Annotated in this window: 23 protein-coding genes; 1 reads left to right on the plus strand and 22 read right to left on the minus strand. The window is 27.3% G+C overall.

The window, feature by feature from the left end:
- Nucleotides 1-10: 10 nt before the first annotated feature.
- Complete coding sequence (locus EIH23_RS00245) at nt 11-967, minus strand: hypothetical protein (protein WP_122638200.1); 957 nt, start codon at nt 965-967, stop codon at nt 11-13.
- A gap of 199 nt (nt 968-1,166) precedes the next feature.
- Between EIH23_RS00245 and EIH23_RS00250 the strand changes: the two genes are divergently transcribed.
- Complete coding sequence (locus EIH23_RS00250) at nt 1,167-1,817, plus strand: TMEM164 family acyltransferase (RefSeq protein ID WP_122638201.1); 651 nt, start codon at nt 1,167-1,169, stop codon at nt 1,815-1,817.
- 53 nt (nt 1,818-1,870) lie between these two features.
- Here EIH23_RS00250 and EIH23_RS00255 read toward each other — a convergent pair whose 3' ends face one another.
- The 21 genes from EIH23_RS00255 to EIH23_RS00360 all read right to left on the minus strand — a co-directional run bounded on the left by EIH23_RS00255 (nt 1,871) and on the right by EIH23_RS00360 (nt 25,782).
- A complete protein-coding gene (locus tag EIH23_RS00255; RefSeq protein ID WP_122638202.1) occupies nt 1,871-2,911 on the minus strand; it encodes an aldose epimerase family protein in 1,041 nt (346 codons plus the stop codon).
- The gene (gene galT / locus EIH23_RS00260) at nt 2,898-4,457 is read right to left on the minus strand and encodes a UDP-glucose--hexose-1-phosphate uridylyltransferase (RefSeq protein WP_122638203.1); all 1,560 of its coding nucleotides are present in this window, start codon (nt 4,455-4,457) and stop codon (nt 2,898-2,900) included. The genes EIH23_RS00255 and galT overlap by 14 nt, the downstream gene beginning before the upstream one ends.
- 132 nt (nt 4,458-4,589) lie before the next feature.
- Complete coding sequence (gene galE / locus EIH23_RS00265) at nt 4,590-5,576, minus strand: UDP-glucose 4-epimerase GalE (RefSeq protein WP_122638516.1); 987 nt, start codon at nt 5,574-5,576, stop codon at nt 4,590-4,592.
- A gap of 31 nt (nt 5,577-5,607) precedes the next feature.
- A complete protein-coding gene (locus tag EIH23_RS00270; protein ID WP_122638204.1) occupies nt 5,608-6,771 on the minus strand; it encodes a galactokinase in 1,164 nt (387 codons plus the stop codon).
- 219 nt (nt 6,772-6,990) lie between these two features.
- A complete protein-coding gene (asrC, locus tag EIH23_RS00275; RefSeq protein ID WP_122638205.1) occupies nt 6,991-7,959 on the minus strand; it encodes a sulfite reductase subunit C in 969 nt (322 codons plus the stop codon).
- An 11-nt stretch (nt 7,960-7,970) separates the two neighbouring features.
- Nucleotides 7,971-8,762, minus strand: a complete 792-nt coding sequence (asrB, locus tag EIH23_RS00280; RefSeq protein WP_122638206.1) for an anaerobic sulfite reductase subunit AsrB — start codon at nt 8,760-8,762, stop codon at nt 7,971-7,973.
- Nucleotides 8,763-9,773, minus strand: a complete 1,011-nt coding sequence (gene asrA / locus EIH23_RS00285; RefSeq protein WP_122638207.1) for an anaerobic sulfite reductase subunit AsrA — start codon at nt 9,771-9,773, stop codon at nt 8,763-8,765.
- 158 nt (nt 9,774-9,931) lie between these two features.
- Complete coding sequence (locus EIH23_RS00290; protein WP_122638208.1) at nt 9,932-10,597, minus strand: Crp/Fnr family transcriptional regulator; 666 nt, start codon at nt 10,595-10,597, stop codon at nt 9,932-9,934.
- A complete protein-coding gene (locus EIH23_RS00295) occupies nt 10,598-11,110 on the minus strand; it encodes a nitroreductase family protein (RefSeq protein WP_122638209.1) in 513 nt (170 codons plus the stop codon).
- Nucleotides 11,111-11,319: 209 nt separating this feature from the next.
- Nucleotides 11,320-13,275, minus strand: a complete 1,956-nt coding sequence (locus EIH23_RS00300) for a beta-galactosidase (protein WP_122638210.1) — start codon at nt 13,273-13,275, stop codon at nt 11,320-11,322.
- Nucleotides 13,276-13,461: 186 nt separating this feature from the next.
- Nucleotides 13,462-14,829 (minus strand): melibiose:sodium transporter MelB, encoded by a 1,368-nt coding sequence (gene melB / locus EIH23_RS00305; protein ID WP_122638211.1) that lies wholly within the window; start codon nt 14,827-14,829, stop codon nt 13,462-13,464.
- 335 nt (nt 14,830-15,164) lie between these two features.
- Nucleotides 15,165-16,091 carry an alpha/beta hydrolase gene (locus tag EIH23_RS00310; RefSeq protein WP_122638212.1) on the minus strand — a complete coding sequence of 309 codons (927 nt, stop codon included), beginning with the start codon at nt 16,089-16,091 and terminating at the stop codon, nt 15,165-15,167.
- Between the two features lie 15 nt (nt 16,092-16,106).
- Nucleotides 16,107-17,147, minus strand: a complete 1,041-nt coding sequence (locus tag EIH23_RS00315) for a LacI family DNA-binding transcriptional regulator (RefSeq protein WP_122638213.1) — start codon at nt 17,145-17,147, stop codon at nt 16,107-16,109.
- Nucleotides 17,148-17,151: 4 nt separating this feature from the next.
- On the minus strand, nt 17,152-19,233 hold the full coding sequence (locus EIH23_RS00320; protein ID WP_206425630.1) for an alpha-galactosidase: 2,082 nt from the start codon (nt 19,231-19,233) through the stop codon (nt 17,152-17,154).
- Nucleotides 19,234-19,418: 185 nt separating this feature from the next.
- Nucleotides 19,419-19,871 carry a MarR family winged helix-turn-helix transcriptional regulator gene (locus EIH23_RS00325; RefSeq protein ID WP_122638214.1) on the minus strand — a complete coding sequence of 151 codons (453 nt, stop codon included), beginning with the start codon at nt 19,869-19,871 and terminating at the stop codon, nt 19,419-19,421.
- 94 nt (nt 19,872-19,965) lie between these two features.
- On the minus strand, nt 19,966-20,397 hold the full coding sequence (gene ytfJ, locus EIH23_RS00330; RefSeq protein WP_164488935.1) for a GerW family sporulation protein: 432 nt from the start codon (nt 20,395-20,397) through the stop codon (nt 19,966-19,968).
- Nucleotides 20,398-21,074: 677 nt separating this feature from the next.
- A complete protein-coding gene (gene scpB / locus EIH23_RS00340; protein WP_122638216.1) occupies nt 21,075-21,623 on the minus strand; it encodes an SMC-Scp complex subunit ScpB in 549 nt (182 codons plus the stop codon).
- Between the two features lie 4 nt (nt 21,624-21,627).
- The gene (locus tag EIH23_RS00345; RefSeq protein ID WP_122638217.1) at nt 21,628-22,353 is read right to left on the minus strand and encodes a segregation and condensation protein A; all 726 of its coding nucleotides are present in this window, start codon (nt 22,351-22,353) and stop codon (nt 21,628-21,630) included.
- 26 nt (nt 22,354-22,379) lie between these two features.
- Entirely contained in the window at nt 22,380-22,970 is a 591-nt protein-coding gene (locus EIH23_RS00350; protein WP_122638218.1) for a site-2 protease family protein, read from the minus strand.
- Nucleotides 22,971-23,159: 189 nt separating this feature from the next.
- Complete coding sequence (locus EIH23_RS00355; protein ID WP_122638219.1) at nt 23,160-24,365, minus strand: dicarboxylate/amino acid:cation symporter; 1,206 nt, start codon at nt 24,363-24,365, stop codon at nt 23,160-23,162.
- A gap of 265 nt (nt 24,366-24,630) precedes the next feature.
- Nucleotides 24,631-25,782, minus strand: coding sequence for a D-alanyl-D-alanine carboxypeptidase family protein (locus tag EIH23_RS00360; RefSeq protein ID WP_122638220.1), 1,152 nt, complete (start codon nt 25,780-25,782; stop codon nt 24,631-24,633).
- Nucleotides 25,783-25,820: the final 38 nt, after the last annotated feature.

Below are 25,820 nucleotides of genomic sequence, written 5' to 3' on the forward strand. Positions count from 1 at the left end.
ATCTTATAATCTACATAATTTGAAAGAAGTCTTTACTATTAATTTGTGTTTTACAAGTTTTAATTTTCTCTCCATTTAAGTTAATTGTACATGCACCACAAATTCCTTCTCCACAACAAATCAAATTATTGTTTGATATAGCTAACGTAATTTCCTTACTTACATCATCAACTAAGCCTTTTATTTTTTTATTAAAATTATTATTACCACCACTATAAATAAGGCTTACATTATTACGTTTTATATAGTCTTGAATAAGATTCTTATCCTCTTCTATATCTATAATATGAATGTTAACACCCATATTATTTAATGTTTCTATAACTACATCTAATATAGTTGAGTTCTTATTATAAAATACTTCTACTGTATTTTTATTCTTTAGTAATTTTTTTATGACATTAATAGAATTAACTTGAGATAATCCACTCAATAAGACTAAGCAATTAGAGGATTTAATATTATTTATTTTCTCAACTCCAAAAATACCATTAAAATAAGGTCCTTTAACAATAACTTCTTTAGAATCTAGTAAAGCTTTCGTTTTTATTCCTGCCTTTTTTATAACAACTTTAAGTAATTTATTCTCTTTATCTACATCCATTACAGATATCGGTGTATTATAAGCTAAATTTTCTTTACCTTTATCCTTTAATAAAATATACGCTCCTACCTTACTTAGTTCTTCAGTTAAATTCTTAGGTATATTAATTTTAAGTAAATAAATTCCATCTTTTAGCTCTTCTTTATTATTTATCTCACATAAATATTCTTTTCTCTCATTTATCAACGATTCTTTTTTATTATGTTGTACTTCATTATACACACAAATACCCTGCCATAAGCAGTCACAAGTTTTTTCTCCTCTTAACAAACTACATTTAATACAGTCACCAGAGTATGCTAGATGACATGGACAATATTGGCTGCCACAATCAATACAAGCCCTATTTTTCCCCTTATTCAAATTATCCACTTCCTTATAAATGATTTATCTAACTTTCGTATATTATTAATTTATTAGATAAGCTATTTTTTGTTACTTACATTAAATTTTATATTCTATTATTTTTATAAGAAAATATAATATGTATATAGGGATTTTACATATAAATTTAGAATACTATTAATATAATAAATGTAATTTTTTAATGGGAGATATTAGTATGATTAATAATTTTATTTTCTCAAAAAATCATCTTACTGTGCTTTTGTTATTTGCATTATTCTTATATTTTTGCCCAAAGTTAACTAAAAATCTTTTACCTTATGTTCACATTGTTGAAAAAGTAATATGTACACTAATACTTTTAGAAATTTTATTTGAACAAGCATTTAATATTTCTATGAATAATTATTCTTCATTAGATTCTCTACCTATAGATATTTGTAGGTTTAGTGAATATATTTGCATAGCAATTTTATTTTTTAAGCAGTATCAATTATTTAATGTATATTTTTCTTGGAGTTTAGTTTGCTCTATAGGAAATTTAATATTCTTTAAATATATACCTTATGATTTTCCTAACTTTCTTCATCTAGTGTATATTTTCGCAAATATGCTATTACTATATTCTAATGTATATATGGTGCAGGTTAGAAAATTCAAACTTAATAAGCATGCTATTAAAGATAATTTAATTGCTTGTACAATTTATTTTTCTTTTATATATCTTTTAAATAAAGTACTTGGTGCAAGCTACACATATAGCTTCTCTAGTTCTAATCTTTTGAGTATTTTTATCTTTGTAGGTCTTACAACTTTTATTTATATACCTTTTTACTTTTTTAAAAGTGATGAATCTAGTTTTAACTAAAAATAATAAAAAAGAGCTAGGGTATAATTTATTTATACCATAGCTCTTTTTTATTATTTTTTTATATCAAAAGTATATGTAGTTTTTTGTATATATTTTTCATCTTTATTTACTATAGAATCTTCTATAAAGCACATATTTCTACCTATTGGTGGAGCTTGAGTTTCAAAGCATATTCCATATCGTCTCTTAGCTTTCTCTCCAGTATAGGATACTAGTTCATCATCATAATTCATAGTGTATATAACAACAGAATCTTGATTTGTATTTATAGTCATTGTTCTTTGTGATATAGGTTCTTCTATATAAATAGATTTTCCATCATTTAATAAAAATACATGATCATAACCATTACCAATCTTTATTTGTTCATGATCATTATCTATATCCTTTCCAATGTTTTTTAAATTTCTAAAATCAAATGGTGTATTATCTACAGTTAATTTTTTACCAGTTGGAACACAAGTATTATCTAATTCTAATATTTCATCACTATCTACCTTAAGATTGCATTGTGTAATAGTTCTTTTTATATCTCCACTTAAGTTAAAATAACTATGATTTGTCATGTTAATTAAAGTTGTTTTATCACTTATAGCTTCATATATTTCCTCTATTTTGTAATCTTCATATATTTTAAAAGTAACACATACATCTAAGTTCCCAGGATAGTTTTCTTCTCTATCTAAAGACTTTGATATAAATCTTAAAGTTACATTGTCATTATCTTCTATAACATCTACATTCCATATCTTATGACTAAATCCTATATTTCCACCATGTCCCTGATGCATAGTGTAATTCTTATTTAATTGGTACTCTTTTCCTTCAATTATAACTTTACCTTCACAAATCCTTCCAGATGTTCTTCCTATAATTCCTCCATAATAAAAAGGATTTATAATATAATCTTCTATATTCTTATATCCAACTACTATATTTTCAATATTTCCATATTTATCTGGGGTTTTTATTTTAGTTATAATTCCACCTAAATTTAATATTTCAAATTCAAATCCACTTGGAAATTTTACATTATATGCAATTATATCTTTATTATCTACAGTTTTTAGTAAAGTTTTAACACATTTCATACATTTCACCTACTAAACTTTCTACATATAGTTTTAAATCGTTCATGTATTTTTCCATTGCTTTTTTCCCATCATCATCCCATTTGAAAACTCCACAATGTTCTAATACTTTGCTAAATACTAATCCAACTTCATCTTCTATTATATAATCAATATTATCTTTATTTATTTCATTATATTTTGACTTTATTTCATTAAACCACTCTAAATGTATTCTTAAATTATCATCATCTTCAACTATATTGGCCTTAGAATCATCTAGTAAGCATTCTTTTATATTAGCTAATTCATCTTTTAATCTTGCTGGTAATACTGCAAGTCCTAAAACTTCTATTAGTCCTATGTTCTCTTTCTTTATATGGTGAAGCTCTTTATGAGGATGGAATATTCCATCTGGATGTTCTTCACTAGTTCTATTATTTCTCAATACTAAATCTAACTCGAATTTATTATCTCTTTTTCTAGCTATTGGAGTTATAGTATTATGTGGTGTTTTATCCGTATAAGCATGTATATCTACTTCTTTATCAGAATAATTCTTCCAATGACTTAAGATTTTTTCTCCTAATTCACTTAGTTCCCTTCTATCATCTCCACTTATTCTAACAACAGATAAAGGCCATTTTATCATAGATATTTTTATATTTTCATATCCCTTTATATCAAATGTAAATACGTCCTTAGCTTTTGCCATAGCAAACTCATATCTTCCGCCTTGATAGTGATCGTGAGTAAGTATAGATCCTCCAACTATCGGTAAATCTGCATTAGATCCTATAAAGTAATGAGGGAATTTTTCAACAAATTCTAGATTTCTATCAAAAGTCTTTTTACTTATAAACATTGGTTCATGTTCGCTTGAAAATACAATACAGTGCTCATTATAATAAGAGTATGGTGAGTATTGTAAATTCCATTCTTCGTTACTTAAATTAAAAGGTATTATTCTTAGATTTTGTCTAGCTGGATGATTAACTCTTCCTGCATAACCTACATTTTCTTTACATAATAAACACTTTGGATAAGATGCACTTTTCATATTTTTAGCTGCTGCTATAGCCTTAGGATCTTTCTCTGGCTTAGATAAATTTATAGTTATATCTATATCTCCATATTCTGTAGACGTCTTCCACGTCATATTTTGTGCAATTCTATCTGTTCTAACATAATCACATGCTTTACTTAAGTTATAAAAATAATCAGTTGCACTTTTTTTGTCGTCTTTATATTTACATTTAAATTCTTTTATAACCTGAGAAGGTCTAGGCATAAGTAAACTCATTATCTTAGTGTCTAATAAATCTCTATATACAGATGAATTAGATTCTAAAATACCATTTTCAAATGCATAATCCAATATATTATTAAGTATAGGAGTGACATTTTCTAAATTCTCATCATCCACTTCTTCAAATATATATTCATCTAATTTAAAAAGTTCTATAAGAGAATTTCTTATATAAGTCTTATCTTCTTCTTCAAATAAATTATGTCTTAATCCATAATTAACAAGCCTTTCAAATTCTATATATATATTAATATTCATAATCTTTCCCCCTTTAAAATACACTTCAAACTTATTTTTAATAAATAATCAAACGGGGTGAAATATAAATTCACTGACAATTACAACACCTTTCGTTGCATGAAAGAAATTTATATTCACCCCTAAAATGTCTTATTTTAAGAAACCATCTGGATGATTTTGATGCCAATTCCATGCAGAAGATATCATTGCTTCAACATTTTCAAACTTAGGTTCCCACCCAAGTTCACATCTTGCCTTTTGAGATGCTGCAACAAGTTTTGCAGGATCTCCAGCTCTTCTTTCACATACTTTAGCAGGTATTGGATGCCCTGTAACTTTTCTTGCTGCTTCTATCATTTCTTTTACAGTAAATCCATTTCCACTGCCTAAGTTATATATGTTACTATCACAACCTTCTCTTAACTTATGAACAGCTAGTATATGTGCATCTGCTAAATCTGTTACGTGTATATAATCTCTTATACATGTACCATCATGAGTATCATAATCATCACCAAATATTGAAATAAACTCTCTCTTACCTAATGGTACTTGAAGTATTAATGGTATTAAGTGAGTTTCTGGACTATGGTCTTCTCCTATTTCTCCACTTACATGTGCTCCAGCTACATTAAAGTATCTAAGAGATATGTATTTAACTCCATGAGCAACATCTGCCCATTTCATCATCTTTTCCATAGCTAGCTTAGTTTCTCCATATGCATTTGTTGGATTAGTTGGATCAGTTTCAAGTATTGGTATATTTTTAGGTTCTCCATATGTTGCTGCTGTTGAAGAAAATACTATTTTCTTAACATTATGTTTTATCATAACTTTTAAAAGTATTTCTGTTCCATGAACATTATTATTAAAATATTTTAGAGGATTTGTCATACTTTCTCCTACTAAAGAGTTTGCAGCAAAATGTATAACTTCATCTATTTTATTTTCAGCAAATACTCTGTCTAATTCTTCTTCATTCCTTATATCAACATTATAAAACTTAGCATCTGGATGTATTGCATCCTTATGACCTGTTTCTAAATTATCTACAATTATAACTTCTTCATTTCTATCAATAAGTTGTCTTACTGCATGACTACCTATATAACCAGCACCACCACAAACTAATATCATATTTTTACCTCCATTAACTTTAAATATATATTTATATTTCTCTAGTTCCATCTCCTATATTTGCAACATAGAAATCTGCATTATATCCTATTACATCTTTATATCCTTTTCCTACAGTTTCTATAAAATCATCTTGCATATCTTTTTTTACTATAGATACTGTACATCCACCAAATCCAGCTCCAGTCATCCTAGCGCCTACAGTCCCTGGATGGTTCCACGCTAATTCAACTAGTGTATCTAACTCTTTTCCAGTTACTTCATAATCATCTCTTAAAGATATATGTGAGCTATTCATAAGCTTTCCGAAAGTCTCTATATCATTATTTTGTAAAGCATTTACAGCTTTTAATGTTCTTTGATTTTCATATACAGCATGCTTAGCTCTCTTTATTCTTAACTCATCTTTTATAAGACTTTTATTTTCTTCAAATTCTTCTTCAGTAAGCTCTCCTAAAGATCTTATATTTAATTTATTTTGAAGTTCAGATAATGCAGTTTCACACTCACTTCTTCTTTCATTATACTTAGAATCAGCTAATCCTCTTCTTTTATTTGTATTAGCTATTATTATAACTTCATCTTTTAGGTCTACTTTGCTATACTTATAATTTAAAGTATTGCAATCTAATAATATTGCACTTTTTTCTTTTCCCATACCTATAGCAAATTGATCCATTATGCCACAGTTAACACCTATAAAATTATTTTCAGCTTCTTGACAGTATTTTACTAATTTAACTCTATCTATGTCAAATTTAAATATTTCATCCATCATAACAGCCATTAAAAGTTCTAGGGATGCGGATGATGATAACCCTGCTCCATTTGGTATATTTCCAAATACAACCATATCAAATCCTTGCTTTACATCATAACCATGCTTTCTTAATACATCTATAACGCCTTTTGGATAGTTGGCCCAATCATGATATTTTTCATTTTTTAATTCATCTATATCAAAAGTTATAACTCCTAAATCTTTAAAATTATCTGAATACATTCTAACCTTTTTATCATCTCTTAAAGCTATTACTCCATATGTACCAAAGCTTAATGCACAAGGAAATACATTTCCCCCATTATAATCAGTATGCTCTCCAATTAAATTAACTCTACCTGGTGAGAAAAATACTCTTAATCCTTCTCTTTCACCATAAACTTTAGTAAACATTTCTAACATTCTATTTTTCATTTTTACCTCCCCTTTATCTCCAATTATTTATTATTATGATATAATCATAACACAGTAAATAAAGGCTTACAATAACGTTTTCACCATTTTTAGTAAAAATATTTAGTTTTTTACTTATTTTTACTTGTATATTTTTTTACTTTCGTTAATCTAACCAAATAAAAAATACCTTAAGAAAAAATTATATTCTTAAGGTATTTTTGTATAAGTAAAAATCTATTAATATCTTATTCCATTCCAGTAAATATTTTCGCTTACTTTAACTATATCCTCTAAATCTACTCCGTCTAGTGCCCACTTTTTAAATTCCATAAATCCAGTTCTATCAACAATATATCCAATATGCTCTTTTCTACCTGGTGCATTTGTATCTATATATTCAGTAACATACTTATATGTGTTACGTATTATTTTTATTATAGACTCTTCGTCTGCCCATATTAAAAAATCTTCTGCTAATCTTGGATTTTTCTTTCCTGTTCTCCCCATTATAGCTAATCTATAATATTTCTTAGAATCTCTAGTCCATGCTGATGTAGGGCAATTAAGTACGCATTCTCCACATCCAATACATTTATCATGATCTCTTATAATTTTATAGTTCTCCATTTTTAATGCACCTGTAGAAAGTTTTTTGCATTTTTTTACACAAGCTCCACATGATACACATCTATTCTTATCATATAAAGGTAATGTCATTCCAATTATACCAAAATCATGCGTTCTAGCTTTTATACAATCATTTGGACATCCTGTTAATGCTACCTTTACATGTAAATTATTCGGAAATATTGCTTTTTCTATTTTCTTAGCAAATTCAGTTGTATTATACTGTGCTTTTGGACAGACTTTATTACCTATACAAGCACATATATTTCTAGTTCCTGCTGCTGAGTATCCCTTATTTTTCTCCTCTTGATTTACATCCATCTTATCTATTACTGGTTGAATTAATTTATTTACTTCATCCATATCTTCCATACTTATACCAAGTATCTCAAAACCTTGTCTTGTTGTTATATGAACTTGACCATTTCCATACTCATTTGCTATCTTAGACACTATCATTAAACTTTCTGGATCAACACAACCTCCTGGTATTCTAACTCTAAGAGAAGTTTCATATTTATTTTTTGTAATTCTATAGGCATTCTTCATTACTTTTTTAGTATTTATATCTCTTATCATAACATCTTCTCCTAATCCATAAGATTTTTAGCATAAGAGTAGTCAAACACAGGTCCATCTATACATATATACGTATCATCCATCTTACAATGTCCACATTTACCTACTCCACAGCACATTTTTCTTTCATAAGAAACCCATATATTACTTTCATCTAATTCTCGTTTTAAAAACTCTCCTACTGTAAACTTCATCATCATAGGAGGTCCTACTACTATTACTGAAGTATTATCAATATCTTCTATATCTAAATTAGGTATATACTTAGTTACCAATCCTATATTTCCAGAGTAGCTGTCCTCTGCACTGTCCACTGTTATTAGTACATCTAATTTATCGTTCCATTTTCTTATATCATCCTTAAATAATATATCTTTTTCAGACTTAAATCCCGCTATTAATTTAAAACTTTTACATTTATATAAATTATTATAGAAATATTCAATGATTCCTCTTACAGGAGCTAATCCGCTACCACCTGCAACAACTATAACTTCTCTTCCCTTATATAGATTTATATCAAATCCATTTCCATAAGGTCCCCTTATAAAAAAGTCATCTCCAACTTTATAATTAAATAATTCACTTGTAACCTTACCCACATTTCTTATAGTAAAGTCTATATAATCTTCTCCGTATCCTGAAACTGATATAGGACTTTCTCCATACTTAGGTATCGATATTTCATAGAACTTTCCAGGAAGCACGTTTTCAGTATTGCATCTAGCCCTAAATGTCCACTCTATATCTGTATGTTTTATTATGTCTATTATTTTTGAAGAAACTGGTATATATGGATTCATTTATTTTACCTCCTCTTTCACTGATATAGCTTCATTTACTTTATCTATACATTCAGAAAATGATATATATTGTGGGCAAGCATCATCACATCTTCCACAACCTACACACATGTGATACCCAAACCTCTTATTAAAGTCATGTATTTTATGCATAACTTTAAATCTCATTCTCTCTCCTTGTTTTTTTCTAAAAGAATGCCCTCCTGCCATATCTGTATAACCATCAACTTGACAAGATGCCCATACTCGTCTTCTTTCACCTACATTTTCATTCTCTTTATAAAAAATATCTTGCATTGTAAAACATGAGCATGTTGGACATACAAAATTACATCTACCACAAGCTATACATCTAGAATCATATTCATCCCACATTGGATGTTTAGCTATGGCTATAGACTCTAAATTATCAGGTATTTCTACAGATATTGTGTTATTTTTAACATAATCAATTACAAAATCAGTTTCTTTACCTTTAAATACATTAAGCTCTTCATCTTTTATGTCTAAGTATATTTCATTTTCTCTTATACTTAACCCAATTGAGTAATCATCACTTTTATTAGATCCCATGCTTACACAAAAACAATTTCTAAAACTTTCTTTACATCCTATAAGAATAAACTTTATTTTTTCTCTTATTCTCTTATAATAATAATCTTTTTCAATTCCATTATTAAGATATATTTCATCTAATCTTTTTACTCCGTTTAAATCACATGCTCTTAAAAATACAAGTAATTTTTTATCTTCTACTTCACTTTCCTTATATTCTTTCTCAGTAAAATAAAAAAGAACTTGGTTTATCGGAAGTATAACTTCTTTTGCTGAGAAATTTGATTTCTTATTAAAATCAATTTGATCTATACTATTAATTTCTTCATATTTCGTTAAATCCGTATCTGAATAAGTTCCTTTGAATGATGTCGTTACAGGAGCTAGTATTTTATACTCTGACTGTAATAATTTTAATCCATCATCAAAACTTGATTTATCTAATCTTATTTTCATAGATATTCCTCCTAGACTTTGTTAAATAAATATTAACATCTTCACTTATAAAAAGTCTGTGATAAATATCACAATTTGTAAAATAAAAAGCCACTCCATAACCAATAATAAAGTATACAATTTAAATATTTACTATCAGTTACAAAGTAGCTCATATATTATGTCGTTTTAAAATATGTAGAAAGTTTTTCTTTTCTAACATATACTTTCTTACCATCTACCCTTACTAAATCTTCATCTTGCAATACTTTCATCGCTCTAGATAAACTTTCTCTTTTGCATCCTAACATATCTGCTATATAAGTAATTGTTAGATTCATATTGATAAGAGTCCATTCTCCTTTTTCAATACCAAATTCTCTTCCCAATCGATAGAGTTTAGCTGCCAATTTTTTATCAATACGAATTGAAATAGAATTTTTAACTTGTCTATATAAACGTCTATTTTTATTTTGGATATGAAGCATAATATTTTTAGTAAGGTTAAAGTCATTTTTCATAATTTTTATAAAATCAGAAGTTTTACATTCTAATATAGTTGATTTTTCAAATGCTTCACATCCTATAGAGGATGTTTTTATATTATCTATAAGTATCTCATTTATCATCTCACCTTTTTTAAGAATAAATATTATTTTTCTTTCTCCACTTTCATTCATTTTAAAAATAGATATCTTTCCGTCTTTTAAAAAATATAACTTATCTAATTCATCTCTTTCATTGAATAAAATTTCTTTTCTTTTTAAAACCCGCTCACTTAATATCTTGCTAATTTCAATCTTACTTTCATCTTTAATATCCTTAAATACTTGAATATTTTCCATTTACACACCTTTATATAAATTTCTATTAATTTTGCTTTCATCAAATTTATCTATAAATTCAACCTTCTCATCACTATATCCTAAAGGAATTAATGCATATGGAACAAACTTATTTGGCAAATTTAAAATTGATCTTACATACTCAACTCTTTTATTTTTAGGAAATACTCCAACCCAGCATGATGCTAATCCTTGATTAACAGCCTCTAAAAGTAAATTTTGAGTGCATGCGCCTAAATCCTGTATCCACTTTCCAGCCTTTATAAACCTTTCTTTGTTACCCAATACTACTATACAGACTTGACTTACATTTATATGCTTAGCCCTATGATGTGTTTTAGATAAATTTTCGATTAAATTTTTATCATCAACAATTATAAATTCCCATGGACTTGAATTTTTTGATGATGGAGCTTGCATAGCAGCTTTTAAAATTTCTTTTACCTTTTCTTCTTCTACTTTTTTATTGTTATATTTTCTTATAGAACGTCTATTTCTTATAACCTCTAACATTTCATCCTCCAAATTTTATAATATTCTATATTTATATAAATCTGTTAATATTCTTTTTAAATCCACAATTTAATATAACTATAATTATATTAAATGTTTTTAATATTATATATACTATACTTTAATATAAACTTAAATATATATAAATATTATTTTATATATCTATATATAATAATATAGGTACTAGCTTAACTAGTACCTACTTTTTTCTATATGCTATCAACTAATAAAGCATCATATGGCTTTAAGTTTATATTTCCTAAAGTTTGAACTTTATCAGTATGGTTCATAATAAAATATTTAACTTCATCATTTACTGTTCTCTTTACTACTTCTACTCCTTTAGGAGATTTTATAACCTCTATATTAGAGTCAGATAATATTTTTTCAACTAATTTATCCATTATAGTTTCATCAACACCAGAACCTATGTAATAAACATTTCCACCCTCATAATTATTTAACGTTATTGCCGCTAATCCTGGAAAGAACTCATCATCATAGTTAAATAAAGTTTTCGCAGAAGTTGTTTTGATTAAATCTCTAAACACTGTAGCAGTTCCATTTATACCATTAAATTCATTAACTCCACTAACTGTTATTTTTTGTTCTCCTTGGAATGATTCAATTTCTTCAACATATCCTCCAATAAAGTCAGTAAAATTAGTTGGATTAAATTCATTTAACGTTAAATTATTATAATAATCTTTTACACTATTTCTAAAGCTTAATACTACAGTTTTCCCTTCTTTTGCAAATTTTCTCATCTTAGCTTGAACCTCAGGCTTATGAACTATCATAACTGGAACTAATAAAATATCATATTCGTCAAAACTTGAATCAGATGGTATAACATCTATATTTATATTATTTTCATAAAATGGTCTATACATTCTATATACTTCATTTTTATAATTCATTAAAAAGCTTTGTCGTTGAATTCTAAAGGATGCCATTGATTCATAATCATATACTATAGCAACCTTAGCTTCTACTTTTGATTCAACTAATTCTTCATTTTCCTTCATTTCATTAAATAAACTTTGAACTTCGTAAAACTTTCTTCTTTTAGTATTATCCTGGTCTAGTATTCCATAACAATACTGCTCAGCACCTTTTGTAGCTCCTCTATACCTAAAATACATAAGTGAGCTACATCCATGAGCAATCCCTTGATAAGACCACATTTTAGCTTGTCTTGGTCTTGGAAGATATCCTATAACATCATGACCTTGAGCTCCCATTATAGCTTCAGTTATCCAGAAGTTTTGCTTTTTAGCACCTCTCATAAAATCAAGTCCACAGGCTATTTCATATGGAGGTATTGGTTGTGCTTGTCCTCCCCAAACTGGATAATTGTTATAAGCTACTACATCAATATATTTAGCTACCTTTGAGAAATCATAACTTTTATCAAAATACCCTCCAGAGAAATCATGAAGTACTACACAGTCTTCGCCTAATATTTCTTTTAGTAATTCAACTTGCATCTTTGCATATTTTTCAATACTTACTGATCTAAATCTTTCCCATTCCATACGAAGACTTGGATTATGAGTCGTTATAGTCTTAACTGGAACTGGTATTTCATCAAATTCGTTGTATGTTTGAGACCAAAATATAGTCCCCCAAATTTCATTTAATTTATTTATATCATTATTATATTCTTCTTTTAAATAATTTCTAAATTCTCTTTTACATTCATTACAGTAACATACATCACTACCTTCATGCCCAAACTCATTGTCTATTTGCCATGCTACTATTTGATCTTCATTTTTATAATGGCTAGCTAAAGCTCTTATTATTTTTTCTGAGTAAAGATTATAAACTCTACTATTAAAACAATATTGCCTTCTACCTCCAAAAACTCTTTTACTTCCATCTTCAAATTCAGATAAAACTTCAGGATATTTTTTTGCTAACCATGCTGGCATAGTTGCTGTTGGCGTTCCAAATATAACTTTAAGATTTTTCTCTTTCGCTTTTTTTATAACTCTATCGAAGTATGTAAAGTCATAGTTTCCTTCTACATTCTCCATCATGTGCCATGCAAACTCACCTATTCTTATTACATTAGAACCTAATTCTAATATATTATTCAAATCATCATCTATCATATTTTCATCCCAGTGTTCTGGGTAATAATCTACACCTAAATACATACTAAATCCCCCTTAATTATCATTCTTATCTAAAGAATATAAAATATACTTTTCTTTGTAAATAGTTTTAGTAAAATTTTTATTTTTTTATACTTATTTTTACTTTTCTTTTATATTTATGATTTTATTAAAAGAAAAAAGATTTCATACATTTTTAAATATATGAAATCTTTTTCTTTCCATTTATTACTCTGCCATGTTTAATTCACTTTCTTTATTAGATAAAGATTTTAATATATTATCATGATATTCTCCATTTAATTTATACTTAAACACGTATATAGTACACATAACTATTGCTGATATTATTGGTACACCTACCATTAAGAATCTTAGACCTAATATAGTCATTGCAGTTTGCTCTGCACCTGCAACATATCCAACCATATCTAAACCTACTCCTACTAACCATCCACTTACAGCTGATGCACACTTAACTAATAATGTTTGTACAGAGAATACTATACTTTCATTTCTAGTTCCTAATTTAAATTGTCCATAGTCAACAACATCAGCAAGCATTACAGTTGTAGAACCTAATAATAATCCACTTCCTAATTTCAATACAATTCCAGATATAGCTATGTATACTATATTCTGTGGCGCTATGTATCCTGCAACTAATAATAGTATAAATCCTACTATTGGTAATATCCCACCTATTTTAAATACGGTTTCTCTTCCTATTTTTTTAGTTAAAATAGGATATAACATTAATCCAGCTATCTCAGCTAAACCTGCAAATGTAGTAAAGAATGAGAATAAATTTTCATCTCCTGTTACATATTTAAAGTAATATATAGCCGTTCCTCCTGAAATTTGCATTACTAAATTCATACCTAAAACTATACCTATAAATACTACTAATTGATCATTTCTTCTTATTATGTTTAACGTTTGCTTAAATGTTACTTTTTCTGCATTCTTAGGTGTTTCAGTTCTCTCTTTTACGTTGATACAAGTTATTAAACTTGAAATTACAAATATAATAGCTATTATAAATGCAAACTTACCATACCCTCTAACTGCATCTCCGCCACCAAGTACTTTTACTATCCAAATACCAAGTGCTCCTATTATTAACCAAGCTGTACTTGCAAATATTCTCGGTATAACTGAAACCTCTTCTCTTTCTTCTTTATTTCTTGATAATGCTGGTATCATTGACCAGTATGGTATATCCATTATTGTATAAGTCATTCCCCATAGTATATACATTACTGAAAAATAAACATATAATGAAGTTCCTTCTAAATCTGGCTTTCTGAATAAAAATACTAAAACTACTGCATTTAATACTGTACCTATAAAAATCCAAGGTCTGAATTTCCCCCATTTCGTCCTAGTATTATCAACTATCATACCCATCATAGGATCATTTATTGTATCCCATAATCTTGCCGCTAAGAAAAGTGTCCCTACAAATGCTGGTTTTAGACCAACAACATCTGTAAAGTAAATCATTAAATATGTAGACACAATTGCATATACTAAGTCTTTCCCTAACGCTCCTATTCCATAAGAATATTTTTCTTTAAATGTTAATTTACCCATATTCAATCTCCCCTTCGATTAGTAATCGTTTTCATATATATAGTAACAGAAAAGGAAAACATTTGCTATACTTTTCAGTAAATTTTTTCTATATTTTTTCATCATATTTTTATTTTTATATATTATTTCTTTTATTTAAGTATAATTATACTTAAATAAAAGACGTATTTGTAAATTTTACCACATCTACATTGTATATAATATGTATTATTGTATATATTAAACATGATTTACTATAATAATTAAATACATAAAGTTTTTTAATATAAAAAAAGAGTAATAATTATTAGTTAAAATAACTAAAACTACTACTCTTTTTTTACGTATTTATTATTTTATACACTTAAGTTTTTATTATAAAAATCAATAACTTTTTCTAGATAAGGTTTCAGAATTCTATCCTGTTCAAAATATATCTCGTGTTTTGCGTCATCTATCTTAATTAGTGTACAATTTTTAGCAAACTTAGCAAACTTATTTTGCCCTCCTGGCTTAACAAAGGTATCTCTTCCAGCTTGAAATAATAATACTGGTATCTCTACCTTCTTTGCATTATCTTTTTTTATCAATTGGTTCGTTGCTTTTAAAGACTGATTTAGCCAATTAAAAGATCCTCCTGATGTTTGCAAATGTTCATAGTTTATTTGTTTATTAAAATATTCATTATATCGCTTTTCGCAACTAGTTCCAGAGGAATTTAAATCTGATTTTTTACTAAATGGACCATGACCAAATATATATTGTTTATCTTTACCTATTTTACATATAATATTTGATAATATCTTACTCAATATAGGAGGATAGTTTCCAGTTTCAATTTCCATCATAGGACAATTTAATATAGCTGCATCAAAATAATCAGTATATCTTTCTAGAAATAATGCACCTATTCCTCCACCCATAGAATGAGCAAATAAAAATAACTTTTCATCTTTTAAATGTTTTAAAACTATTGTATCTAAAAATATTTTAAAATCATCTATATAAAAATTAAATTTTTCTACATTAATCTGATGCTTATCTATACCTAACCTACCTGATTTTCCATGTCCTCTATGGTCTAATGCGTATACTGAAAAGTTGTTTTCATTAAAAAATCTAATAAGTTCACTATATTTCTCTACACTTTCACAAAATCCATGAGATATTATTATGGTTGCTTTACTTTCTTTGACAGCATAACCTCTATAGTATATATCTAAATCATTATTTCCTTTAAAAAATCCATCTTTGTATAATATTTCACTTGATATATTATCCATTATGTTATCCACCTTTTAGTCTATATTCACTTTTACTGTATTTGTACTATCTCTAATTACAAGCTCACTTGGTATTATTACTTTTTTGCAGTATTTTCTATTTTTATTTATCTTCTCTAAAATCAAATCTACTGATGCACTTGCTAAATTTTCTATATGTACTCTTACTGTCGTAAGCGGTGGTATAGTATGTTGAGATGCAATTAAGTCATTAAATCCTATTATACTAACATCATCTGGTACACTTATGTTATTTTCATATAAAGCTTTTAATACACCTGTTGCAATGGTATCTGTACTTACAAAAAATGCAGTCGGCATATTTTCGCCATTTTCTATAAAGTTATTAACAACCTCGTATCCATCCATTGCAGTCATTTCTCTTGTATCTAATATATACTCTTTTTTGTATAGTCCTTTAGATTTTGTATATTCCATAAAGAATTTTAATCTATTATCAAGATTTTTTTCTTTTTTGTCATCTAGTGTTTTAGAACTTCCTATATACCCAATTTCTTTATGTCCAAGTTCTATTAAATAGTCTAGAGCTTTTTGTGTTCCTAACTTAAAATTCACCTTAACAGAGTCATACATCTGCTCATCAGGAGAAGAATCTAAAAATACTATATTTTCACAAATATCATTAAGCATAGAAACTTCACTTTTAGTAAATTTTCCTATAGCAATTATTCCATTTAGAATTTCTTCACTTATATATCTATACTCATTTTCATCATATTTATATAAATTAACAACTTCTATTTCATTATCAAAGCATTCTTTCTCTACAACACTTCTAAGAAGTAGATAGTATGGATCTTGAAGTTGTTGACTATGATTATACATTTCAACAATACCAACTCTAAGCTTATTATTTTTTATCTTACTACTTGTTTTCCTTTGTTTTAAGGTTTTATATTGCATTTCTTCTGCTACTTCAAATATTTTTATCTTAGTATCATCTCCAACACTTATAGTGCTATCGTGATTTAAAACTCTAGACACCGTTCCTACAGACACCCCTACAGCGTTAGCAATCTCCTTTAACGTAGCCACTTAACTACCTCCTTTTTAAGTAAATTAATTCACTTTGGTAATCTCCTCTTAAATGTATTTTTAAACCATAGTTCATTAAATAAGCTCCAGACTTAACTATCATTTCACCATTATATTTAAATTCATACATTTTATCCTCTTCTAACCCTCTAAGTCTTATTCTAACTGGTCTATGTCCTACTTTACTTTGAGGTAAAAACACAAATAATAAAGCTTCATCATCATTTACATATTCAAAGTTATGATAGTCATTTTCTGATGTATTTTCTAACCTATAGAAATCACCATCTTGAACAATATGACGTATGTTTTTATATTCTTCTATCATGTTTTTAGATAATTCAATTTCATCTTTACTATACTTTAATATATTTGATCCAATACCTAATGTTCCCATCATCGCACTATGATATCTGAATCTTAAAGGTATTATTCTTTGAGATAAGAAGTTAGGACAGTCTGTAACCCAAGATCTCATAGCTTTTATTGGATATATTTGAGAGTAAGTATGTTGTATAAATAACCTATCATAAGCATCAGTATTATCACTTGTCCAAAAATCATCAAATATACCTAGTATACCATAATCAATTCTTCCTCCACCAGATGCACATGCTTCAAATAAAACATCTTTATGTTTCTCTTTAAGATTTTTAACTATATCATATACTGCTTGTATATGTTCATACCATAAGTTTTTCTCATTATCACCTAAATTTTTAGCACCAGGCTCAGATATAGGTCTATTAGCATCCCATTTTATATAATCTATATCATAATTAGATAATAATTCATCTAACGTATTATACACATATTCTTTAACTTCTTTTTTAGTCATGTTTAATACATACTGACCTCTTGAAGTAGTTCTTTCTCTATTATCAAAACTATATATCCAATCAGGGTTATCTTTATATAACTTTGATAATGGATTTACCATTTCAGGTTCTACCCAAATACCAAATTTCATTCCCAAGTTTTTAACTTCTTCTATAAGCTGATTTAAACCATTAGGGAATTTTTCCTCATTTACATACCAATCGCCTAAACCATTATGTATTCCATTTCTTTCTCCAAACCAACCATCATCCACTACAAAAAGTTCTGCTCCTATTTCTTTAGCTACCTTTGCAAGTTTAATTTGTTCATCACATTTAACATCAAACTCTGTAGCTTCCCATGAGTTATAAAGAACAGGTCTAAGACCTTTTCTTAAAATATTTTCTTTTGTAAAATTATGTAAATTATGGCTCATTCGTTCAAATCCACAATCACTATAACCACAAATTATAGATGGTGTTGTAAAACTTTCTTTTGATTTTAAACTTAGTTCAAAATCATATGGGTTTAATCCCATTTGCACTAAGGTTTCTCCATAAGCAGTTTGTTCAATTATACCTTTAAAATTACCTGTTAATCTAAGTGCTCCAAAAAATACTTCTCCACTTGTTTCTGTTGCATTTTTATCTAGTATAAAGTATGGATTATGATTATGTCCAGATATACCTCTTCTATTTTCTATATATATTTTACCATAGCTAACGTTCTGAGTAAATTTTTGTTGTTCTGCAGCCCAGTGACCATGAGTATTTGAAAATCTTAAGTTTTCATATGGTATATGTAATTGCGCACTATATATCTCTTCTATAACAATATCTTCATTACTATTATTACTTACATATACCCATCTTTCTATTAAATCTTGCTTTTCTATAACCTTATAATATAAATTAATAATTAAATTATAGTATTTATCTTTTAATTTAATTATTAATTTATCATTATCTATCTCATAACCTTCATATTTATAGACTATATCACGAGTACCATCAGCAAACTTAACTTTTAGGCAGTTCTCTTTATACCTTAATCCACCGTATACAGGAAACTCCTCTGGAGTAATTTCATATACTGGATCATTTGTTGAAACTTCATTTAATATTTCAATATCTAATTCATCTTCATTATTTATTTTTTTCCCCCAATGTAAATGTCTTAGTAGACCTTCATTATCTATTCCAAAAACATATTGGGTATTTTTAGTATTTAAACTAAATATTTTACTTGATTCATTGACTTTTATCACTATATTTCCCCCTAACAATTATCTCATTTTAATTAATTTCATAGTAACATATAGAATTTATCATTACAATAACGATTTCCTATTTTTACTTATTTTTTACTTTTTTTTACTATTGTATATTACTAAATATAAAAGGATTATGTTTAAATTTATAATAATTTCAACATAATCCTTTTATATTTAATCTATTGATTTACTAGTATATACTTATCAGCAATACTTTGTATATTTTGTAAAGATTCTATTAAAATTCTTTTATCTTGTAAATCTAGCTTTTTAAACTTTGACTCTATTATTAAAGATATTGTTTGCATTTCTATATTAATAGTTTCTTCTCCAAAATCAGTTATTCCATAAAAAGTATTTCTTCTATCTTTACTATCTTCTTTTCTATAAACATAACCTTGTTCTACTAATTTATTTAATAAGATACATAAACTAGATGTAGATACATTTAGTTCTTTACTTAAGTTTTTGAGCTCCATCTTTTTATGTTTATATATTTTTAACATAACAAAAAATTGTCTTTCTGTGAATGTTTTAGTTTCTCTAGATCTTTCTTTGTTAATATTTTTCAACATATTATTAAATATTTCAACGTCTTGTAAAAGCAGTTGTGCTAAATTTATTTCAGACATATACTCACCCCAGTGCCAAATTATCTAAATTTCATTTATAGATGTCATTATACTATTTTATTATACTCTATAAAAAGTATTTTTTAAATTAAATTTATTTTTTATTTATTTTATCATTCTTACTACTTCTGTCCTTAGATATTTTTTGTATTTTCTCTATAACTTTAGGTGTAATAGTCAATATATTATCTACTAAGTTTATATTATCATCTAGGCTCATAAGTCTAGTTTCTCCATTTTCTACAACTACAAATGCAACTGGTTGAACAGAAATAGCTCCTCCACTTCCTCCAGCAAAATTAGTGTCATTTATTTCTCTATCAACTTTACTATCATTTCTTTTATCGTATCCTTTTGAATACTCACCTCCACCTATACCAAAGCCTATAGTCACCTTAGAAATAGGTACAACTACAGTATTTTCTGCTTGTATAGGATCACCAACTATTGTATTAGCATCTATAGAACCTTTAATTGTTTCAAGAGTTGTTTCCATAAGACTTTGTATTGAACCTGTTGCTCTCATTATTAACACCATCCTTATTATTTCTATAAATTTTAAACAAAATTCTACCTATTTTAATTAGTTCTTTTATATGAGGAGCTATATGTATTTTTATATTTACTTTTGCATAACTTTCTGTAAAACATGGACTACAATTTAAATATACTTTTTGTGGTTGTATTATATTTATTAAGATTCCATAAATGCTATTTATAAATACGTATATAAATGAAGTAAAATAAATATTTTCACTTCCAAATCTTATATCTGAATAGAATTCCTTTAGTTTTATATGCTTTGCTAATATGTAAATACCTACTATGTCATTTTTCAAAAGCTTAAATTTATTATTTTTAATTTTCTCCTTTTCTTTTTTACTATTTCTTTTTTTATTTTTAGTTTTTCTTTTTTTAGGGGGATATATTTGTATATTAATATTTAATAAGTTAAATAAATACTTTATATTTAAATTTATTAAAAAATCACTATTATGTATATCTATTGAGAATATTATATTAAGTTTCGATTTATAAATGATATATATAATTGAAAGTATTAAAATTATAACTACATAAATATTAAATAGTTCATTATATTTCATGTTACTATTATTTTCTAAAATGTACTTATATATACTTTTTATAAGAATTTATTGCATAAAAAAATAGCTTAAATTTTAGTTTTAAGCTATTTCCTAATTATTCATTTATATTTTGAATCTCAATACTTTCATAATTTTCTATAGGAGGTAAATCTTCTAATCTCTCTATATTAATTAATTTTAAAAATTCGTCTGTAGTCTTATATATTATAGGCTTTCCTATTTTATTTAGCCTTCCTGCTTCTCTTATAAGTTCGTTTTCTAAAAGAGTTTGAAGTACCTTATCACACTTTACACCTCTTATATCCTCTATTTCAACCTTTGTTATTGGTTGCTTGTAGGCTATAATAGTCAAAGTTTCTAATGTTGCCTGGCTTAGAGTTTTCTTTCTCTTAGGTTCAAGGACTTTTTTTATATAGTCTGCATATTTTTTATTTGTACACATCTGGTACTTACTTTCTAGTTTTATAATCTGAATACCTCTATTACTTTCTTTATATTCTTCCTTTAAAGAATGTAACATATATTCTATTTCTTTTGGAGAAAGTTCTTCATTTATTATAGAGTTTAACTCTTTTATACTAATTGGTTCTCCATATGCAAACATTACTGATTCTATAATATGCTTTATATCCTCACGTCTCATCTTATCACTCCGCGCTTTTTTTAATTAAAATGTCGTCAAAGAATATGTCTTGTTCTACTGTTATTTCTTTTGCTTTTATAAGTTCTAATATTGATAAGAAAGTTGCTATTATCTCATTTTTGTCACAATTTTCAATTATTTTTGTAAAATGAATATTATTTTTTTCTTTAATAATTTCCCTTATATATACCATCTTTTCTTCAACAGAAACAATTCTTCCTTTTACAATTTTATTTAATCTTTCATCCTTATCTTCAATATCTTCAGTTGTAGTTTTTACTTTTAAGATATATGGAAGGATCATTTTTATTGCATCTATTGATATATCCTCAAGATCTATCTTTTCATCTATTACTATTTCTTCTTTTTTTCTATAGAATACTTCACTTAAATCAGTTACATTAGTTTTTAAATCTTCTGCCGCTAATTTATATTTTTTGTATTCTTCTAACTTTTCCATTAATTCTAATCTTGGATCTTCTTCTTCCTCATCATCTTTTTGCTTATATAATAAGTACCTTGATTTTATTTGAAGAAGCTTTGATGCCATGGTTATAAACTCACTAGTTATTTCTAAGTCCATCTTATCTAACATTTCTAAATAACTTAAGTATTGTCTAGTTATTTCTATTATAGATATGTCTTTTATATCTATTTTTTGTTTAGATATCATATCATAAAGTAAATCTAGTGGACCATCATAAACTTGTAAATGTATGTTATATTTCATTTAGCTACCTCTTAAGATTTAATTACTTATATAAATATCCCTACTATACCTGCTATTACATTATATATAGGTGAGTATATTATAGTATAAGTACCTGTAAATATAGCAAGTAATAGTATTAATTGACCATAGCTTTCATACTTATAAACAAATTCACTCCATTTTAAAGGTATAAATCCTGATATAACTCCCCATCCATCAAGAGGTGGTATTGGAAGTAAATTAAATGCTGCAAATGCTACATTGAATGCTAGGGTTTTAGATGCAATAGCATATATTGCATACATATGTGAATTCTTCATAACTATTACTGCAACTATAGCTGCTAGTATATTACCGATTGCTCCAGATAATGATACTATAACATTTCCCCATCTATAACTTTTAAAGTTATTTGGATTAACAGGTACAGGCTTTGCCCAACCTATATGAAAAACTAATAAAGCTATTAATCCTATTGGGTCTATATGTTTAGCTGGATTTAGTGTTAATCTTCCATATGCCTTTGCAGTATTATCACCTAGTAAATATGCTGCAACTGCATGACCAAACTCATGAACTGACAATGCTATCGCAACAGCCACTAACATAACTAATATATTGCTGAAAAAACTCATGCCTTATCTCTCCTATTTTTATATTTAATACTACTATTATAACATGTCTAAACATATAATCAAAATATTTATAAATTCACTTAAGTTTTAATAATTTATACTAAATTCATGTATACGAAAAAAGCCTATTCAAGATAAATTTATCTCAAATAGGCTTTTCTTATTTTAATCCCCCAATTGTACTCTTAATTAAGATACCCTTTTTTTCACTTTATTTTTATTTAATTTATTATTAAAATGATCTACTATTACAGCTATTGCATTATCCCCAGATACATTCGCTGCAGTTCCAAAACTATCTTGAGTTAAGTATAAAGCTATCATTAAACTTGCTAATCCACCATCAGATGGTATACCTATCATAGGAAGGAATGGTAATGCGCTCATTATAGCTCCTCCTGGTGCACCTGGTGCTGCTACCATAGCTATACCTAACATTAGTATAAATGGTAGTAGTGTTGATACGCCTCTATCCATATTATTCATCATAAGTACTGCTACTGCAAATGATGTAACAGATATTATACTACCTGATAAATGTATAGTTGCACATAAAGGTACACAGAATTCTCTTATACTTTTACTTACACCATTTTTCTCAGCACAAGCAACATTTACAGGTATCGTAGCTGCAGAAGATTGAGTTCCTACTGCTGTTAGATATCCTGGTATTTGATTTTTTATCATAACAAAAGGATTTTTCTTCGCTATAATTCCAGCTACTATAAATTGGAATGATATGTATAATAAGTGTAATGGTATAACTATGCAGAATACTCTCCAGAACACAGCTAGTATACTCCATACTTGTCCTGCAACTGTTATATTAGCAAATGTCCCTGCTATATATATAGGTAGTAATGGTATTATAACTGTAGATAAAGTCATTGTTACTATAGATTGAAATTCCTGGAATATATTAAATAAAGTTTCTCCCTTACCTTTATTTCTTAAAGCTGATATTCCTAGTCCCATTGTAAATGCAAATACTATTGCTGCTGTTACATCTACCATTGGACTTAATGGTATAGTGAAAAATGGCGATAGCATTCCTGCTTCTGGGTCTCCAATCTTACTTGCAACACTTGGATCTATAAACGATGGGAACACAGTCGATGCAACTGTAAATGCTATAATACCTGCTATTATTGTAGATCCATATGCTATACCTGTTGTTATTCCTAATAACTTACCTGCTCCAGTAGCTAAGTCAGCTATACCAGCTGTTACAAATCCTATTATTATAAAAGGTATAACAAACTTTAAAAATGCTGAAAATAAACTACTCATTGTTACTAATACTCTTACAAAAACTTCTGGTGCAAATTGACCTATAAGTATACCTGCTATAATACCCATGATCAACTTTGGAACTAGTCCAATCTTCTTTTTCATAATTACTCCTCCTAAAATATTTCCCTAAAATATTATAACTCCTCTGCAAGGAAAACCCTTGCAAGACTATATTAATAAATTTTCCCATTTTAGTCAACAGTTTTTTGTTATTTTTTAGACAATACTTCCTAAAGTTCTATTATTTCTTGAATTTAAGTTATTTTCTAATTATTCTAAAAATTACTATTTTTTTATCGCAAAAAATAGTGTAATTTAAAGTTATTTTAAATTACACTACCTTTATTTAATTTATTTTTTGTTAATTTTATAACATATTATCTATAACTCTTTGTAACATTTTTAAGTAACCAGCTTTATTTATATCTTTATTGTTAACTAATTCAATTTTTCCAATTTTATCCTTTCCCTTGTAAACCTCTACAACTCCTAAAACTGTACCTTCCTTAATAGGTAATTTTCTATCTTCATATACTTTTATTTTTTTTGTAAACTCTTTTGATTCACCTTTTTTAATAAGTACAGATAAATCCTCTTTAGCAACTAAGCTTATTTTATCATCTTCTGCTTTTTCCATAGTTAAAGTTGATATTTTATCATCTTTAGAACAAAGTTTTACACTTTCATAGTTAGCAAATCCATAATTTAAAAGACTTGAGGCATCCTTAAATCTTTCTTGTGATGTTTCCGCTCCAAGTGTTGTTGCTATTAAATGTGTGTCTCCTCTTTTAGCTGATGCTGATAAACAATATTTTGCTTGTTGTGTAAAACCAGTTTTAACACCAGTAGCTCCTTGATAATGTTTTATCAGCTTGTTTGTATTTGCAATACCTATTGTAGCTTGCTTTTTACCTACTACTACTGAATCCATCCATGTTGTTAGATATTTACTTATTATATCATGTTTTAAAAGTTCTCTAGACATTATAGCTATATCGTATGCAGAAGTATAATGGTTATCTATTGGTAATCCATTTGTGTTTGCAAAATGAGTATCTTTCATATTTAACTCTTTAGCTTTATTATTCATCATATCTACAAAAGACTCTACACTGCCTCCTATATATTCTGCCATAGCAACACAAGCATCATTAGCAGATGCTACTGCTATTCCTTTAAGTAAAGTATCTACACTTTGAGTTTCTCCTGGTTCTAAGAAAATTTGGCTTCCTCCCATCCCAGATGCAACCTCACTTACTTGTACTTGATCATCTAATTTGATTTTTCCACTGTCTAGGGCTTCACAAATTAATAGCATTGTCATAACCTTAGTAACACTAGCTGGAGGTAGTTTTTCATGTGAATTTTTTTCATAAAGTACTTGTCCACTACCTACATCCATTAAGACTGCTGATTTAGATGATATACTTATATTTGTATTGTCTCCATTTGCAAAGGATATTCTACTTGATGTAAGTATAAGTACCATAGCTAGTATAATACTAGATATTTTTTTCATATATGTCACCTCTTAATTTGTATTTAAGATTAGTCTTT

The sequence above is a fragment of the Romboutsia sp. Marseille-P6047 genome (assembly GCF_900604535.1).
In the GTDB taxonomy this organism is placed as follows: Bacteria; Bacillota; Clostridia; order Peptostreptococcales; family Peptostreptococcaceae; genus Romboutsia_E.

Excerpts from the sequence above, each read along its gene's own strand:
- EIH23_RS00250 (WP_122638201.1), top strand. The coding sequence starts at position 1,167 with ATGATTAATAATTTTATTTTCTCAAAAAATCATCTTACTGTGCTTTTG.
- EIH23_RS00255 (WP_122638202.1), bottom strand. The coding sequence starts at position 2,911 with ATGAAATGTGTTAAAACTTTACTAAAAACTGTAGATAATAAAGATATA.
- galT (WP_122638203.1), bottom strand. The coding sequence starts at position 4,457 with ATGAATATTAATATATATATAGAATTTGAAAGGCTTGTTAATTATGGA.
- galE (WP_122638516.1), bottom strand. The coding sequence starts at position 5,576 with ATGATATTAGTTTGTGGTGGTGCTGGTTATATAGGTAGTCATGCAGTA.
- EIH23_RS00270 (WP_122638204.1), bottom strand. The coding sequence starts at position 6,771 with ATGAAAAATAGAATGTTAGAAATGTTTACTAAAGTTTATGGTGAAAGA.
- asrC (WP_122638205.1), bottom strand. The coding sequence starts at position 7,959 with ATGATAAGAGATATAAATACTAAAAAAGTAATGAAGAATGCCTATAGA.
- asrB (WP_122638206.1), bottom strand. The coding sequence starts at position 8,762 with ATGAATCCATATATACCAGTTTCTTCAAAAATAATAGACATAATAAAA.
- asrA (WP_122638207.1), bottom strand. The coding sequence starts at position 9,773 with ATGAAAATAAGATTAGATAAATCAAGTTTTGATGATGGATTAAAATTA.
- EIH23_RS00290 (WP_122638208.1), bottom strand. The coding sequence starts at position 10,597 with ATGGAAAATATTCAAGTATTTAAGGATATTAAAGATGAAAGTAAGATT.
- EIH23_RS00295 (WP_122638209.1), bottom strand. The coding sequence starts at position 11,110 with ATGTTAGAGGTTATAAGAAATAGACGTTCTATAAGAAAATATAACAAT.
- EIH23_RS00300 (WP_122638210.1), bottom strand. The coding sequence starts at position 13,275 with ATGTATTTAGGTGTAGATTATTACCCAGAACACTGGGATGAAAATATG.
- melB (WP_122638211.1), bottom strand. The coding sequence starts at position 14,829 with ATGGGTAAATTAACATTTAAAGAAAAATATTCTTATGGAATAGGAGCG.
- EIH23_RS00310 (WP_122638212.1), bottom strand. The coding sequence starts at position 16,091 with ATGGATAATATATCAAGTGAAATATTATACAAAGATGGATTTTTTAAA.
- EIH23_RS00325 (WP_122638214.1), bottom strand. The coding sequence starts at position 19,871 with ATGTCTGAAATAAATTTAGCACAACTGCTTTTACAAGACGTTGAAATA.
- ytfJ (WP_164488935.1), bottom strand. The coding sequence starts at position 20,397 with ATGAGAGCAACAGGTTCAATACAAAGTCTTATGGAAACAACTCTTGAA.
- scpB (WP_122638216.1), bottom strand. The coding sequence starts at position 21,623 with ATGAGACGTGAGGATATAAAGCATATTATAGAATCAGTAATGTTTGCA.
- EIH23_RS00345 (WP_122638217.1), bottom strand. The coding sequence starts at position 22,353 with ATGAAATATAACATACATTTACAAGTTTATGATGGTCCACTAGATTTA.
- EIH23_RS00350 (WP_122638218.1), bottom strand. The coding sequence starts at position 22,970 with ATGAGTTTTTTCAGCAATATATTAGTTATGTTAGTGGCTGTTGCGATA.
- EIH23_RS00355 (WP_122638219.1), bottom strand. The coding sequence starts at position 24,365 with ATGAAAAAGAAGATTGGACTAGTTCCAAAGTTGATCATGGGTATTATA.
- EIH23_RS00360 (WP_122638220.1), bottom strand. The coding sequence starts at position 25,782 with ATGAAAAAAATATCTAGTATTATACTAGCTATGGTACTTATACTTACA.